The organism is Streptomyces huasconensis (assembly GCF_021028635.1).
Taxonomy (GTDB): domain Bacteria; phylum Actinomycetota; class Actinomycetes; order Streptomycetales; family Streptomycetaceae; genus Streptomyces; species Streptomyces huasconensis.
Genome location: NZ_CP086119.1, coordinates 6,880,380 through 6,895,338, shown reverse-complemented (window position 1 = coordinate 6,895,338; position 14,959 = coordinate 6,880,380). Strand labels below are relative to the sequence as shown.

The window sequence follows — 14,959 nt, the reverse complement described above, 5'->3', positions numbered from 1 at the left end:
CACCGTCCGGGGCCGCCCGGCGAGCGGGGGACGGCGCGGGCGCACCCTCAGCCGTCCTCGTCCAGCAGCCCCGCGTCGTGCGTCAACAGCGCGATCTGCACCCGGTTGTTGAGGTCCAGCTTCGTGAGGATGCGGGAGACATGGGCCTTGACCGTCGCGACGCTCAGGAACAGCTGGGCCGCGATGTCCGCGTTCGAGCCGCCTCGGCCCACCGCCACGGCGACCTCCCGCTCACGCTCACCGAGCGCGTCGAGCCGCGCCAACGCCCGCTTCCTGCGCTCCAGTTGCGGGTCGGCTCCGGTCACCTGCGCGATCAGCTGGCGGGCGACCGTCGGGGAGAGGACCGGTTCGCCCGCGGCGACCGCGCGGACCGCCGCGACGATCTGGGCGGGCGCCGTGTCCTTCAGGACGAAACCGGCGGCGCCCGCCCGCAGGGCCCGCAGGACCTGTTCGTCGGCGTGGAAGGTGGTCAGGACGATCACCTCGGGGGCGTCGGGGCGCTTGCGCAGCGCCTCCGTGGCGGCGAGGCCGTCCATCGTGGGCATGCGGATGTCCATCAGGACGACGTCCGGGCGGACTTCGCCGACCAGCGGGGCGACCTCGGTGCCGTCGCCCGCCTCGCCGACGATCTCGATGTCGTCCGCGCCGCCGAGCATGAAGGAGAGCCCGGCGCGCACCAGCGGGTCGTCGTCGACGAGGAGCAGCCTGATCGGTTTCATGACGCCCACGGTAGCCAGGCCTCCAGGTGGAATCCGCCGCCGGGCAGGGGGTGGTGACCGAGCCTGCCGCCCGCGAGCGAGGCGCGTTCGGCGAGGCCGATGAGGCCCTGCCCGGAGCCGGGGACCCGCGGCACGTCGCCGGGCGGCGCCGGGTTGCGCACGGTCAGCGTCAGGCCCTCGCCGGGCGCGCCCGTGACGGTGACGGTGGCCTCGGCGCCGGGGGCGTGTTTGCGGGCGTTGGTCAGGGCTTCCTGTGCGATGCGGTACGCGGTGCGGCCGAGGGCGGCGGGCACGGACCCGGGGTCCGGGACGCGGCTGTCGAGGACGACCTTCATGCCCGCCTCGCGGCACTCGGAGACCAGGGCGTCCAGGGCGGCGAGCGTGGGCTGCGGGCGGCCCGGGGTCTCCGTGTCGCCGCCGCGCAGGACGCCGATCACCTGGCGCAGGTCCTGGAGGGCCTCGTGGGCGCTCTCCCGGATGACGCCCGCCGCGCGGACGATCTCGGGGCGGGGTGCGTCGGGGCGGAACTCCAGGGCGCCCGCGTGGACGCTGAGCAGGGTGAGGCGGTGCGCGAGGACGTCGTGCATCTCGCGGGCGATCTCCTCGCGGGCGAGCCGCTGGGCCTGCTCGGCGCGGAGGACCGCCTCGTTCTCGGCGCGCAGCGCCCGGTCGTGCAGGCTGAGCAGGAGCTGGCGGCGGGAGCGCACGAACATGCCCCAGCCGATGACCGTCAGGCTGACCAGCACCCCGAAGACGATCGACACCCCGTACGACGCGTCGGCGTCCGGGCGCAGCCGGTACGCGAAGGGGATCACCGCGATCGAGGCGGCGCCGATCCACGCGACGTAGCGGAAGGGCCGGTGCACGGCGAGGGTGAAGAGGGCGACGGCCGCCGCGCCGCCCGCGGTGTCGGAGGCCAGGCCGACCGGCACCATCGCGATGGCGAGGCCGACCGGCCAGCGCCGGCGCAGCCAGACCGCGGCGCAGGCGAACGCTCCGACGACCTGGTCGAAGTCCGCGAGGCCCTGGGAGACGTGCGGGTTGGAGCTGATGGCGTCGGCGCCCATCATGCCGAGGAGGACGGCCGCGCCGAAGCAGGTGAAGTCGGCGAACCAGTCGCGCACGGTCCGCCGCGTCCCGCGCCCCGCTCTGCTCGGGTCGAACTCCTGGGCGACGGCGGACGGCAGCGCCCAGGGTCTCCTGGGGTGCCGCGTGGACTCAGTACTGCTCATGACCGCTCGTGACCGCTCATGGTCGACAAATCTACGCACCGGCAGCGGCCGAGGAGGGCCGTAGGCGGCCCCGGCGAGCGATCGTGCACCAAAGTCGCGCGGGCCCCGACTTTCGGACCGATCCGCCGGGCAGATCCTCGCCCCGCGGCGGATGTGCGCGGGGAAGGCGTGGGGCGAGGATCTGGGTCATGAAGCGGCTTCTGGAATGTCTCGGTTTCCTCTTGCTGGTCCAGGGCGCCGGTGGTGCGGTCCACGACCTCACCGACGAGCGGTACGGCTGGGGCCTGCTGCGGCGCTTCGGCTTCCTGGAGAGTTACGAGCTGTACGCGAGCATCGCCATGATCGTGCTGGCGGTCGCGCTGTTCGCCGCGGCGGAGAGCGGCCGCAGGACCGGCTGAGCACGCGCCGCACCGCCGCGCTGCCGCATCGGACCTCAGCAGCCGTAGTCGACCAGGTCGAACGAGGCGTAGTGGTCGGCGGTGTAGTAGTCCTCCCGGCTCTTCTCCCCGGTGACGATGCGGCGGGCGCCGCGGTCGTCGGAGCCCGGCGTGACCACGGTGTACTCGTGGTAGTAACCGGAGCTCTGCCGCGGCAGCTCGCCCTCCCGGTTCTGGAAGACGGTGCCGTCCTGCGGGTACGGGTAGGGGCCGCCCGCCTCGATCAGCTTCAGGGTGTCGTGCGCCTGCGGGGGCAGCGCGGAGTAACAGATGTCGCCGACGGCGGCGGAGTACGCCGACGCCGACACGACGGGAGCGGTGGGGGCCGCGCTCGCGGCGGCCGTGACGGGGCCGCCGGCGAAGAGGGCGGCGGCGAGAGCGGTGACGGCGAGCATTCGTGGGGGGATTCGCATGGGATCAGTGTGACGCGCGTAGAGGTTGGCGTGTCAACGACAAGGCCGCTGAATTCTCCGGGAGTTAACTTTTTCCACCCGGCAGTTCACGCAGCGCGCCGCGCCCCCAGCTCGTCCCGGCGAGCACCAACGCCCCGCCCAACAGCCCCACCGTGCCCAGCCGTTCACCGCCGAGCGCGATGCCGGCCGCCGCGGCCCACAGCGGTTCCGTGCCGAGCAGCAGGCTGACCCGGGAGGGCGAGGTCCTGCGTACCGCCCACATCTGCACGAAGAAGGCGAAGAGCGTGCAGAAGACGGAGAGGAAGAGCAGCCCGGCCCACTCCCGCGCACCGAAGTCCACGGCGACGGACCACGGCGAACGTCCCGTGCCCAGAGCCGCGAGCACGGCGAACATCCCCAGAGCGGTACCGAGTTGCACGGTGGTGAGGGAGAGCGAGTCCGCGTCGCGCACCGCCTTGACGCGGGACATGGCCAGGACGTGGACCGTGCGGGCGAGGGCCGCGAGGAGGATCAGCAGGTCACCGGCCGAGGGCCGGGTGAAGCCGCCGCCCTGCGTCAGCAGGACCACGCCGAGCACGGAGAGCCCGGCCGCCGCGAGGAACGCGCGCGGCGGCCGGGTTCGCCGCACGGCGGCCTCCGCGAGCGGCGTGAAGATCATGGTGAGGCTGATGATGAGGCCCGCGTTGGTCGCCGAGGTGTGGACGACCCCGTACGTCTCCAGGAGGAAGATGACGCCGAGGATCAGCCCGAGGACCCCGGCGCCCCGCCACTGGGCGCCGGTCAGCGCGCGGAGTGAGCGCCATCCCGCCACCATGAGCGCGGGCAGCACCACGGCGAACCGCAGCACGAGCACGGCGACGACGGTGTGGGTGGTCGTGATGCCCTTGGCGGCGAGATAACTGGCGCCCCACACCACGGCGACGAGCAGGACGGGCAGATCGGTGCGCCAGGCGCTGCGCGGGGCGGGCGTGGCGGGGGCGGCGAGCGTCGACACGGGGCGCGGTCTCCAACGGGTGCGGCGATGTGGAGACTTCGGCGGCTCTCACGCGGAGCACACACCGTATCGGCCGAATATCGCGAGGTGAAGGCATGGCGATGACGTCTCACGCGAGGCGCGACCATGACGCCGCAGGTCTAGTAAGTGCCGTACTCCGGTCGCCCCGCGCGCTCGTACGTGCTGATGACGACGCCCGTGGAGGTCGTACGCGACTGCGTCAGCCGGAAGGCGGTGGGCGGGGCGCCCTCCGCGAAGAGCCGCTTGCCGGTGCCGAGGACGACGGGGAACGTCAGCAGGTGCAGGGTGTCGATCAGGTCGTGTCCCATCAGGGACCGCGCGAGACCGCCGCTGCCGTGCATCTGGAGCTCGCGCCCCGGCTGCTCCTTGAGCGCGGTGACGTCCTTGACCAGGTCCTCGCGGCCGATGATCCGGGAGTTCTGCCAGTCGGCGTCGGTCAGGGTGGTGCTCGCGACGTACTTCGGCAGGTCGTTGAGCTTGGTGGCCACGAGATTGTCGGGGTCGTGCACCGCGGGCCAGTACCCGGCGAAGATCTCGTACGTGCCGCGCCCGAGCAGGAACGCGTCGGCCTGCGCGAAGACCTGGTCGATGAAGGCGCCGAAGTCGTCGTCGCCGTAGGGCACCGACCAGCCGCCGTGTTCGAAGCCGCCGCCGCGGTCCTCGTCGGGGCCGCCGGGGGCCTGGAAGACCCCGTCGAGGGTGAGGAACTGGGTGAATGTGATCTTCATGGCGAAGGCCTCTCCTCGGTGACACGGTCCACCGGTCAACACGGCCAACCGGTCAGCACGGTCTTGTCACCTACTCAGACCGTGCCACCGACCGGAAGTCATCGCCGCTCGGCCAGCGGCAGATGCGCGTCCGTTTCCCGCCAGCCCTCGACCGCGCCGACGCCTTTCATTGAACCCGCAAGCACTTATTCGCCCTACGGAACGAGGCACAGACATGTCTTCTCTCACCGGCCGGACGGCCCTGGTCACCGGCGGCAGCCGTGGCATGGGCGCGGCGATCGCGCTGCGCCTGGCTCGGGAGGGCGCGGACGTGGCGGTCACGTACGTGCACCGCGAGGCGGCGGCCCTGGAGGTCGTCACGAAGATCGAGGCCATGGGGAGGCGCGGCTTCGCCCTGCGGGCGGACGCGGCCGATGCCGGGGACGCCGCGGGCGCCGTGGAGCGCGCGGCGGACGACCTGGGCGGGCTGGACATCCTGGTGAACAACGCGGGCATCGGAGTTCTCGGGCCCCTCGGCGACCTCCTGCTCGCCGACATCGACCGGCTCCTGGCCATCAACGTACGCGGGGTCTTCCTGGCCTCGCAGGCCGCCGCGGGACGGCTCCGCGACGGCGGCCGGATCATCACCATCGGCAGCTGCATCGCCCAGCGGGTCCCGGGCCCCGGCGGCACGCTCTACGCGACGAGCAAGGCCGCGCTGATCGGCCTCAACAAGGCGCTGGCACGGGAGCTCGGCGGGCGCCGGATCACGGCGAACCTGGTCCAGCCGGGCCCCGTCGACACCGACATGAACCCGGCGGACGGCCCCTACGCGGAGGGGCAGAGCGTGCTGACCGCGCTCGGCCGGTTCGGTTCCCCCGATGAGGTGGCGTCCCTCGTGGCCTATCTGGCCGGGGACGACGCCGCGTACATCACGGGCACCGAGCTGTCGGTGGACGGCGGCCACGCCGCCTGACACCCGGGGTCACGCACTCACGGGACCGCCACCCACGTCGCCGTCAGGTCGGCGCAGCGGACCGTGATCATGGCGTCCGTCAGTTCGGTACGGTGCACGACGCCGTCCTCGTGCGGGAGGGTCTCGTCGAGCAGCACCGTGATGGCCTCCATCCAGTCGATCGACGCTTCGTAGTCGACGGAGAAGTGCGTGACGCCCGTGTACTCGATCCGCAGTCCGGCGGAGTGCTTCCACCGGTTGGGGCGATAGGTGACCGACGCGGTGCCTGCCCTGCCCATGGTCGTCGTGGGCAGGGCGATGTCGGCGAGCTCCAGGTCCTTGACGCACCGCTCGCTCGTGTAGTCGTAGTGCCCGGCCTCGGACGCGAAGGCGCGGGCCCCCTCGGGAAGCGCGTCCCGGAATTCGGGAAGGGCGGCCACATAGGCACGCGCGTCGGTCCGGAACCCGTGGAGCTCCGGGTCCCAGTCGACCTTCACGTACTTCATCCGCACGATCCTTTCAGGCGGGGCCGCTTCCATTTGTCGCCGGAGATGTCCTCGGTTCCGCGAGGGCCGATGCGACCGGTTCTGCGCATGAACTTTACTGCCTCGCCCTTGAGGCGGTTTTCCACGCTGCGCGGGACCTGTACATCGGAATCAAGGCGGTGTTTGTCGAACCAGCCGTTGCTTCCGTACAGGCCGACCTCCCGGCCGTTCTTGTCGTAGACATGCATTTCGAAGTCTGTGGCATGCCCGATGTCGAAGGTGTCCATCCGGCCCCGGTAGCCCTCGCTGAGATTGATCGGGTCCTTGGGGCCCCGGCGGGCGAGGCCGAGAGGGTCCTGCCAGGTCAGCGGGTTCGGCACATAGGCGTGGTGGTTGGGTGCCGGCTCCAGGCCGAGGGGGTCGGCGGAGGCGTACCGGGCCGTCTCGGGGTCGTAGTGGCGTGCGTAGTTGTAGTGCAGTCCGGATTCCGGGTCGTGATACTGGCCGGGAAAGCGCAGGGGGCAGTCGGCAGTGGCGGCGTACGCGTCGGCTTCCGGGTGCGGAACGGCCACGCCCCATACGGTGGTGTGCGTCTGCCACGCGATGTCACCGCCGGTGGAGACGAGTTCGGTGGGAGTTCCCACCAGGTCGGTGACGATGGCGTGGAAACGCACGTCGTAGTCGGCCTGAGCGCGCTCGGTCTGGGCCAGGGGGCGGTGGGATTCCGGCTCGTAGTCCCACGTCGTCACCACGCCGTCCGTGACCTGTTCCACGAGCAGACTGCCGTCCCAGGTGAAGGTGGTCTGCCGCGCGAGCGTGCCGTCGGCGGCCTGCAGCTGTTTGGCGATACGGCGGCCCAGGGGGTCGTACCGGTAGTGCCAGGTCTCGCCGTCCGGTGTGGTCACCCGGGTGAGCCGGTCCTCGGCGTCCCAGGAGTACGTCCACACCCGCCGCTGCCCGTTCAGCAGGCGGCGGCTGCGACGGACGAGACGCCCCTGGGCGTCGTACTCGTGGTGGCCGTTCCCCGTCCGGTGCACGAGGGTGCCGGTCGCCGTCCACCCGTCGGGATGGCCGGACGAGCCGGTCACGTGGGCCTGGCTGAGGTTGCCCGCGCTGTCATAGGCGTAGCGTTCGGTCCGGCCGGCACCGTCGGCACCTGTGACCCGCCCGGCGGCGTCGAGGCTGAAGCGCCGGCTGTGCGCGGCCGGCCCGCGGATCTCCGTGAGGTGCCCGTCGGGCCGGTAGGCGTACGAGCGGTGGCACAGGACACGGCCGCCGGCATCGGTACGTGCGCTGATCGTCTGGTCGGCCAGCCGGCCGACGGCGTCCCAGCCCTGAGCGAGGGCGACGCCGTCGCCGAAGCTCCTGCGTATCTCGTGACCGGCGGCATCGTGCCGGAACTCCATGCGCGTACCGGCCATGACCAGTGACAGCGGCCGGTCGGCCGCGTCGTACTGCCAACTGGACACCGTTCCGGACGGGGTACTGCGGGTCGTCCGGCGGCCTGCGGCGTCGTAGACGAACGAGGTCACCCGTCCGTTGATGCTCTCCCGCACGACCTGGCCCTGCGCGTCGTAGGCGAGTTCGACCTCCGCGTCCCTGTTGGCGGCGCGGACGAGACGGCCGTAGGCGTCGTAGGTGTACGAGGTGGTGTCGTCGGCGGAGCGCGCCAGCGAGACCTGGCCGAAGACATCCCGCTCGTAGCGGACGGTCTCGCCCGCCCCGTTGGTACGGGAGGTGAGCCGGCCCGCGGCATCGTGGGTGTAGGTGAGTTCCCGCCCGTTGAAATCGGTCTCGGCGACCAGCCGTCCCGCGGCGTCGAACGTGTGACTCCAGTGCAGCTGCTGCGGGTTGACCACGGCGGTCAGCTGGAGCTCGGTGTCGTACGTGAAGGTGTGGACCGTGCCGTCCGGGTCCCGTCGGCTCGTCGGCAGGGCGAAGTGCGTGTACGTGTGACACGTGGTGTGCCCGGCGGGGTCGACGTGCCGCAGGACGTTGCCCTCGCCGTCGTACTCCCAGCCCTCGACCGCGCCGTTCGCCGATTCGCGCCGCGCGAGCAGGCCCTCGACCGTCCAGGTGAGGCGGGTGACCGCGCCCGACGGATCGGTGACGGCGACGATGCGTCCGAAGGCGTCCCGGCTGACCCGGGTCCGCTGTCCGAGCGGGTCGATGATCTCCAGTGTCAGTCCGGCCGCGTCGCACACGGCGTGCTGGACCCTGCCGAGCGGGTCGGTCACGGAGACGGGGCGTCCCGCTCCGTCGTAGCCGAAGTGGGTCTCGGCGCCCGCCGGGTCGACCGTCTTCAGCCGGTTGCCGCGGCCGTCGTAGGCGTGGGACCAGACCAGGCCGTCCTGGTCGGTGATGACCACCGGCTGGTTCAGTTCGTTGAAGACGGCGGTGGTGACGTTGCCGTCGGGCTGCTCGACCCTGACCATGTTGCCCGCGTCGTCGTAGCTGTACCGGGTGGTGTGGCCGAGCGGGTCGGTCCGCGACAGGAGTTGGTCCCGGCTGTTCCACGTGGTGCGCGTGGTGTTCCCCAACGGGTCGGTCACCGAGACGAGTTGCAGCCGCTCGTTGTACTCGTAGCGGGTGGTGTGGCCGAGCGAGTCGGTGTAGCGGGTGGTACGGAGGTCGGGGTCGTAGCCGATGGTGCAGTCGAGGAAGCCTTCGGCGCCCTCGCCGCGGACGCAGCGGTCCTCCTCGTCGTAGGTGAAGCGGTACCAGTGGTCGTTGCGGTCGGTCCAGGAGGTGACGCGGCCGCGCTCGTCGTAGGTGAGCCGGTACGGCAGCCCGGAGGAGTCGCGGACCTCGCTCAGGTTGCCGTCGGCGTCGTAGCGGTAGGTCAGCAGGCTCGTGCCGGCGGGGCCGACCTCGGGGTCGCGCAGCCTCAGCCCGGTCACCCGGCCGCCCTCGGTGTCGATGTCGATGTGGTAGCCGCCCGAGTGGCGTACGGCGACCGGGGTGCCGTCGGCGGCGCGGTCGATGTCGATGCGGTGGCCGTTGCGGTCGGTGACCGCCGCGAGCGGGAGGGTGAACGCCTCGTCGGCGGCCGCGGCGCGACCGGTCGGCGCGAAGTGGCGGGTGTGGCCGGTGTCGGGGTCGGTGATGCGGATGGGCGCCCCGGGCGCACCGTCCCAGTCCAGAGGCCGGCGGGGGCCCGCCACCGGCAGGACGGAGGCACCGGGTGCGGGCACCGGGTAGATGAGGATCATGCCGTCCTCGGTGGCGAACAGGGCGCCCTCGTGGTCGAGTTCGAGGCGTTCGTCGAGCGTGGAGGCCCAGGACGGGCCGAAGCAGCGGCCGTACTCGTAGGTCGAGAGATGGGTGCGGCGCAGGACCAGCGGCAGCAGGCCCGGCAGTTCCACGTCCGTCTTCTCCATGATCATTTCCCCGGAGACCATGTCGACGGGGTCGCCGTTCTTGCAGCGGCCCTTGGCGGGCTTGCTGGTGGCCAGGTCGTCCCCGCCGCGCCGCAGGCCGTTCTTCAGGCCCTTGCTCATGCCCTTGAGGCCCTTCATCCCCTTGGCCAGTTTGGCGGCGGTGGTCAGCCCCTTGGCGCCGGGAACGCAGTCGAGGGCGGCGAACGCCACGTCCATCAGGCCTGCTTGGCCTTTTCGGTATTTGTTGAGGGTGTCGGCCAGGACGATGGCGCCGGCGACGATGACGATGGCGGCGAGGATCGGTCCGCCGATGATGATGGCGATGATGCCGACGACGGCGACGACGACCTTGCAGATCTCGACGATGGTGTCCCAGTTGTCGGAGACCCAGTCGCCTATCTCCTCCCACCACTTGCGGTTCCTGATGCCCGCGTCCGAGGCCTCGTCGATCTTCCGCTTCGCGGTGCCCGCGGCCTCTTCCCGCATCTTGCGGGCATCGGCGGCCATCTTCTTGGCCGCCTCCAGCGCGCTCTTGGCGGCGTCGACGTCACCCTGCGCGGACTTCTGGGCCTTCTCCGCGGAGGCGGCGTTACGGGTGGCGGCGCGGACCTTGTCCTCGTCCGGCTTGGGCACGTCCTTGCCCTTGGAGCCGCCGTCCTTGTACTTGTCGGCCTCCTTGCCCGCCTTCTCCACCCAGGAATCGGCGGAGGAGAGCCGGGACTTGGCGCTGCTCAGGTCCGCCTGCGCCTCGCGGCCCTTGACCAGGGCCTTGTCGGCCAGGGCCTGGGCGCGCTCCAGCTCCGGCCAGTACGCGGCCAGGGCGTCGCCGGCCATCCCGTAGGACTTCTTCAGCTTCTTCAGCTTCTCCGGCGCCTTCTCGAACTTCTCCGTGAAAGCGTCGGCCGTCTTCCCCGCCCACCGCAGGATCGCGTCCTCGCCCGCCATCCCCTTGATGTCCCGCAGCACCTTGCCGACGTCATCGGAGAAGTCATGCAGATCCTTGGCGAGCTTGCGCACCCGGTGCGGATCACCCGGCGTCGGATCCTTGTCCAGATCCAGGACATGCCAATCCTTCGGCCGATGGCCCGCCATGCCGCAACCCCCGTATACGTACTTCACCAGCAGCTTTGCGCACGCAGGAATGTACAAGGGCGGAAGTACCGACGGAAAGTCCAGGAGATGGGTGCGGGGCGCACCGGGGCTGTCCACCCGGTGCGCCCCACGTTCAGCGGGGGCGGATCAGCCGCCCAGCTCCTGGTGGCGGGCCGCCAGCTTGGCGGCGCCGTCCTCGGTCAGCGAACCGAACAGGCGCAGGCGGGAGATGCCGCCGTCCGGGAAGATGTCGACGCGTACGTGCGTGCCGACGACCGGGGTGTCCAGGACGAAGCGGTGGTTGGTGTCGGGCTGCAGCCGGGTGCGGGGCAGCGCCTCGGCCCACTCGCCGTTCTCGCCGTCGCGCACCGAGAGCGAGGCCCAGCCGGCCGAGTTGCCCTTGAGGTAGGCGGTGTCGATCTCGACGGCGCGGATCTCGGACTGCTGGACGAGCCGGTAGCGGATCCAGTCGTTGCCGGTGTCGCGGCGGCGGCGGGTCTCCCAGCCGTCGTCCATCTTGCGGGAGCGGCCCGGCTGGATGGTGTTGGTGGCCGGGGAGTAGAAGCGGTCGGAGGCGTCCTCGACCTGGCCGCCGTTCTCCAGGGCGACGACGTCGAAGGTGCCGAGCGCGGCGAGCCACTTCGGGTCGGCGGCGACCTCGCCGTACACGCGCAGGCGGGCTATGCCGCCGTCCGGGTGCTGGTTGACGCGCAGGTGCGTGAAGCGCTGCTCGACGTCGACGGCGAAGCCGTTGGCGGCGTGCCCGCCGACGGGCGTGCGCGGGACGAGGGTCGTCCACTTCACGTCGTCGCCGCTCAGCTCCTCGGGCGTCGGCGAGCCCTCGACGCTGGTGCCCTCCACGGAGACGGCCTGGGGGTAGTTGCCGCGGAAGTGGGCGGTGTCGACGACGATGCCGCGGATGACGCCGGGGGCGCCGAGCCGCACGAGGGCCCAGTCGTGGTCGGCCTCGGTGGGCCAGGGGTGTTCGCCCGAGACGCCGCGCCTGCGGCGGGTCTCCCAGCCGTCCATGACCTTGCCCTTGTGCCCGAAGTGCTCGGGGTCGAAGACGGCCGGGTGCGGGAGCAGCAGGTTCTCGCGCATCGCGAAGAACTCGTCGTTGGCGGCGATCACCCCGGCGCCGAGCTGCCGGTCGGCGAGGTTGGCGTACTGGGTGAAGGGGAAGTCGGCCGTGCGGTAGTCGGCGTAGGGCTCGCCGCCGCCGTAGGGGCTCGCGTCGCCGGTGAAGGAAGGTATCGCCACTGGTTCAGTTGTTCCTTTCCAGAAGTCGGCCCGCGGGTTCGGTGAACTCGCCGCCGTGCAGGATGCGTTCGCCGCGCAGCCAGGTGGACTTCACGACGCCGCTGAGGGTCTTGCCCGCGTACGCCGTGACCCGGTTCCTGTGGTGCAGCTCCGCGGGGTCCACGGTGAAGGTCTCGTCGGGCGCGAGGACCGTGAAGTCGGCGTCGCGGCCGGCCTCGATGGCGCCCTTCCGGTCGAGGCCGACCAGCTCCGCGGTGCGCGTGGACATCCAGCGCACCACGTCGTCCAGGGTGTGCCCGCGCTTGCGTGCCTCGGTCCATACGGCGGGCAGGCTCAGCTGGAGCCCGGAGATGCCGCCCCAGGCGGTCGCGAAGTCGTCCGTCTTGAGGTCGGCGGTGGACGGGGAGTGGTCCGTGACGACGCAGTCGATGGTGCCGTCGGCCAGCGCACCCCACAGGAGGTCCTGGTTGCCGGCCTCGCGGATGGGCGGGCAGCACTTGAACTCGCTGGCGCCGTCGGGGACCTCCTCGGCGGTCAGGGTCAGGTAGTGCGGGCAGGTCTCCACCGTCAGCCGGACGCCTTCGCGCCTGGCGGCGGCGATCAGCGGGATGGCGTCCGAGGAGGACAGGTGGAGGACGTGCACGCGGGCGCCGATGCGCTTGGCCAGGGCGATGAGCTTCTCGATCGCGGTGTCCTCCGAGACGCGGGGCCGGGTCGCCAGGTAGTCCGCGTACTTGGGGCCGCTGGTGTGCGGGGCGGCGTCCAGCTCGTGCGGGTCCTCGGCGTGCACGATCAGGAGGCCGCCGAATCCGGCGATCTCGGCCATGGAGGTGGCGAGCTGGTCCTGGTTCAGCTCGGGGAACTCCTCGACGCCGGAGGGCGAGAGGAAGCACTTGAAGCCGTAGACACCGGCGTCGTGCAGGGGCTTGAGGTCCGCGACGTTGTCGGGCAGGGCGCCGCCCCAGAAGCCGACGTCGATGTGCGCCTTGCTGCGGGCGACGTCCTGCTTGGTGCGCAGGTTGTCCACCGTCGTCGTCGGGGGCAGGGAGTTGAGCGGCATGTCGATGAGGGTGGTGATGCCACCGGCCGCCGCGGCGCGGGTGGCGGTCCAGAAGCCCTCCCACTCGGTGCGGCCCGGGTCGTTCACGTGGACGTGGGTGTCGACGAGGCCGGGGAGCAGGACGTCGTCGCCGAAGTCCTCAAGACGTGCGCCGTGCGGCACCGCGGCGTCGTGCGCGGCGACGGCCACGATCTTCCCGCCGGAGACGGCGACGGAGGCGGCGCGCGTCCCTTCCGGGGTGACGACGCGGGTGGAGCGCAGCACCAGCTCCACACCCGCGGCAACGCTCGTGTCCACGTCCACGTCCTTCTCGGACACCCGTGTCCCCTCTCTTCTGTTCCGCTACACAGACCTTTTGTTTCCGCTTAACGGAATTCAACGTTCTGTTGAAGGAGTTTTCACGCTCGCCCGCGCGGCGTCAAGAGTTGACTTCGGCAGCCGGTGCCCATCCGAGGTCACCGAAGCGCCGCCAGAGACCCACACTGGACGTTTCCACAGAGTGGAATTAGAATTCCGCCAATCAGAACGTAGCTATCCACAACCACACCACCGTGGGCCACCGGACAAGCCCGCGAAGACACGGACAAAGCCCCCCTGACCGGCTATGACGCCCCCACGCGCGAAACCCCTCGGCAGGAACCGCCCGGTAGGCTGCTTCCTTGCCCGCCAGCACCGAAAGGAACGCGCCGTGCCGACGTCAAGCGCCAACGACGCCCCTGCTGAAGTCGCCGTCTCGAAGCCCCCCGCCGCGAGCGGTGGCGTCCAGTCACTTGAGCGCGCCTTCGATCTGCTCGAACGGATGGCGGACGCGGGTGGCGAGGTCGGCCTGAGCGAACTCTCCGCCAGCAGCGGCCTGCCCCTTCCTACGATCCACCGCCTGATGCGCACGCTCGTCGCCTGCGGGTACGTGCGCCAGCAGGCCAACCGCCGCTACTCGCTCGGCCCGCGCCTGATCCGGCTCGGCGAGTCGGCCTCGCGGCTGCTCGGCACGTGGGCGCGGCCGTATCTGGCCCGGCTCGTCGAGGAGACCGGCGAGACGGCCAACATGGCGCTGCTCGACGGCGACGAGATCGTGTACGTCGCGCAGGTGCCGTCCAAGCACTCCATGCGGATGTTCACCGAGGTCGGCCGGCGGGTCCTGCCGCACTCCACGGGCGTCGGCAAGGCGCTGCTGGCCCACACGCCGCCTGAGGAGGTGCGGGCGCTGCTGGCCCGTACGGGGATGCCGGCGGCCACGGAGAAGACGATCACGACGCCGGAAGGGTTCCTCGACGCGCTGGAGGAGGTCCGCCGGGCGGGGTACGCAGTGGACGACAACGAGCAGGAGATCGGCGTACGGTGCCTTGCCGTGCCGGTGCCGAACTCGCCCACGGCGGCGGCGATCTCGATCTCCGGCCCGGCGGGGCGGGTGACGGAGGCGGCCACGGAGAGGATCGTGCCGGTGCTGCAGCAGGTGGCGGTGGAACTCTCCGCGGCCCTGGTCAACGCGGGCCCGACGCCGTCCTGACGGGACCCTGCGGGGCACCGGGCGGCCGCTTTCCCTGAGGCAAGGCCCTGCGGGGCACCCGGCGGCCGCTCCCCCTGCCGCAAGGACCTCCGGGGCTGGCGGGAACCCGGCGTCGAGACGTGGGAGCCCGCCCTCACTCCCCCGCCAGCGCGAAGTCCTCCGCCGTCATCTTGCGCAGCGCCCTGCGCACGCGCCGCGGCACCGGCGGGGCCGGGACCGTGAGGATCGGGCAGGTGATGCGGGCGCGGACGCGGCGGTGGGTCCGGGTCGGGCGGTGTCTGCCGGGGCGGGTGCCGAGGACCAGGAGGTCGCCGGGGTGCGCGGCGAGGTCGCTCAGGGCACGGGCCGGGCGGGCCCTGACCACCCGGCGTTCGGTCCTGACGCCGGGCGCCGCGCCACCGAAGACCTCGTCGAAGGCACGGTCGAGGCGGGTGCGCGCGTCGCCCCACCAGTGGCGGGCCCACTCCCGGTCGGGGTGGCGCAGATACAGCGTCTCGCCCTCCGGTGGCTCCCAGGCGATCACCGCGACGAGCACGCGGCGGCTGCGCCGGGCCTCCTCGGCGGCGACGCGCAGGGCCGCGAGGCTCGCGAGGGAGCCGCTCACCCCGACCACCACGCGTCCCGTTCCACTGCCGGACCCCGTCCACATCCGCGTCATCGCTGCCCCTCCCAGGCCAAACAAGCTCACTGAAGCCGA

General features: G+C 71.5%; 13 protein-coding genes. 3 read left to right on the top strand and 10 right to left on the bottom strand.

Going from position 1 to position 14,959, the window contains the following annotated elements; translation table 11 throughout:
* Positions 1-47: 47 nt before the first annotated feature.
* Positions 48-719 carry a response regulator gene (locus J2N69_RS30770; protein ID WP_230903616.1) on the bottom strand — a complete coding sequence of 224 codons (672 nt, stop codon included), beginning with the start codon at positions 717-719 and terminating at the stop codon, positions 48-50.
* Positions 716-1,951, bottom strand: a complete 1,236-nt coding sequence (locus J2N69_RS30765) for a sensor histidine kinase (protein ID WP_230903615.1) — start codon at positions 1,949-1,951, stop codon at positions 716-718. The genes J2N69_RS30770 and J2N69_RS30765 overlap by 4 nt, the downstream gene beginning before the upstream one ends.
* A gap of 188 nt (positions 1,952-2,139) precedes the next feature.
* On the opposite strand from J2N69_RS30765, the gene J2N69_RS30760 reads away from it, so the two are divergent.
* Positions 2,140-2,349, top strand: coding sequence for a hypothetical protein (locus J2N69_RS30760; RefSeq protein ID WP_230903614.1), 210 nt, complete (start codon positions 2,140-2,142; stop codon positions 2,347-2,349).
* A 35-nt stretch (positions 2,350-2,384) separates the two neighbouring features.
* Here the strand turns inward: J2N69_RS30760 and J2N69_RS30755 are convergent, their stop codons facing one another.
* The 3 genes from J2N69_RS30755 to J2N69_RS30745 all read right to left on the bottom strand — a co-directional run bounded on the left by J2N69_RS30755 (position 2,385) and on the right by J2N69_RS30745 (position 4,544).
* Positions 2,385-2,801 carry a guanyl-specific ribonuclease gene (locus J2N69_RS30755; protein ID WP_230903613.1) on the bottom strand — a complete coding sequence of 139 codons (417 nt, stop codon included), beginning with the start codon at positions 2,799-2,801 and terminating at the stop codon, positions 2,385-2,387.
* 64 nt (positions 2,802-2,865) lie between these two features.
* Positions 2,866-3,795 carry a DMT family transporter gene (locus J2N69_RS30750; protein WP_230903612.1) on the bottom strand — a complete coding sequence of 310 codons (930 nt, stop codon included), beginning with the start codon at positions 3,793-3,795 and terminating at the stop codon, positions 2,866-2,868.
* Positions 3,796-3,935: 140 nt separating this feature from the next.
* Entirely contained in the window at positions 3,936-4,544 is a 609-nt protein-coding gene (locus tag J2N69_RS30745; RefSeq protein WP_230903611.1) for a dihydrofolate reductase family protein, read from the bottom strand.
* A gap of 214 nt (positions 4,545-4,758) precedes the next feature.
* Between J2N69_RS30745 and J2N69_RS30740 the strand changes: the two genes are divergently transcribed.
* Positions 4,759-5,499 carry an SDR family oxidoreductase gene (locus J2N69_RS30740; protein ID WP_230903610.1) on the top strand — a complete coding sequence of 247 codons (741 nt, stop codon included), beginning with the start codon at positions 4,759-4,761 and terminating at the stop codon, positions 5,497-5,499.
* A 17-nt stretch (positions 5,500-5,516) separates the two neighbouring features.
* Here J2N69_RS30740 and J2N69_RS30735 read toward each other — a convergent pair whose 3' ends face one another.
* From J2N69_RS30735 to allB, 4 genes are all read right to left on the bottom strand, one after another.
* Positions 5,517-5,984, bottom strand: a complete 468-nt coding sequence (locus J2N69_RS30735; protein WP_127911943.1) for a hypothetical protein — start codon at positions 5,982-5,984, stop codon at positions 5,517-5,519.
* Positions 5,981-10,435, bottom strand: a complete 4,455-nt coding sequence (locus J2N69_RS30730) for a DUF6531 domain-containing protein (protein ID WP_230903609.1) — start codon at positions 10,433-10,435, stop codon at positions 5,981-5,983. The genes J2N69_RS30735 and J2N69_RS30730 overlap by 4 nt, the downstream gene beginning before the upstream one ends.
* 147 nt (positions 10,436-10,582) lie before the next feature.
* Positions 10,583-11,695 carry an allantoicase gene (alc, locus tag J2N69_RS30725; protein WP_230903608.1) on the bottom strand — a complete coding sequence of 371 codons (1,113 nt, stop codon included), beginning with the start codon at positions 11,693-11,695 and terminating at the stop codon, positions 10,583-10,585.
* A gap of 4 nt (positions 11,696-11,699) precedes the next feature.
* Entirely contained in the window at positions 11,700-13,052 is a 1,353-nt protein-coding gene (gene allB / locus J2N69_RS30720) for an allantoinase AllB (RefSeq protein WP_230903607.1), read from the bottom strand.
* A gap of 391 nt (positions 13,053-13,443) precedes the next feature.
* Between allB and J2N69_RS30715 the strand changes: the two genes are divergently transcribed.
* A complete protein-coding gene (locus J2N69_RS30715) occupies positions 13,444-14,262 on the top strand; it encodes an IclR family transcriptional regulator (RefSeq protein WP_230903606.1) in 819 nt (272 codons plus the stop codon).
* Between the two features lie 133 nt (positions 14,263-14,395).
* Here J2N69_RS30715 and J2N69_RS30710 read toward each other — a convergent pair whose 3' ends face one another.
* Positions 14,396-14,911: a universal stress protein gene (locus J2N69_RS30710; RefSeq protein ID WP_269075683.1), complete on the bottom strand. Its 516-nt coding sequence runs from the start codon at positions 14,909-14,911 to the stop codon at positions 14,396-14,398.
* Between the last annotated feature and the right edge of the window lie 48 nt (positions 14,912-14,959).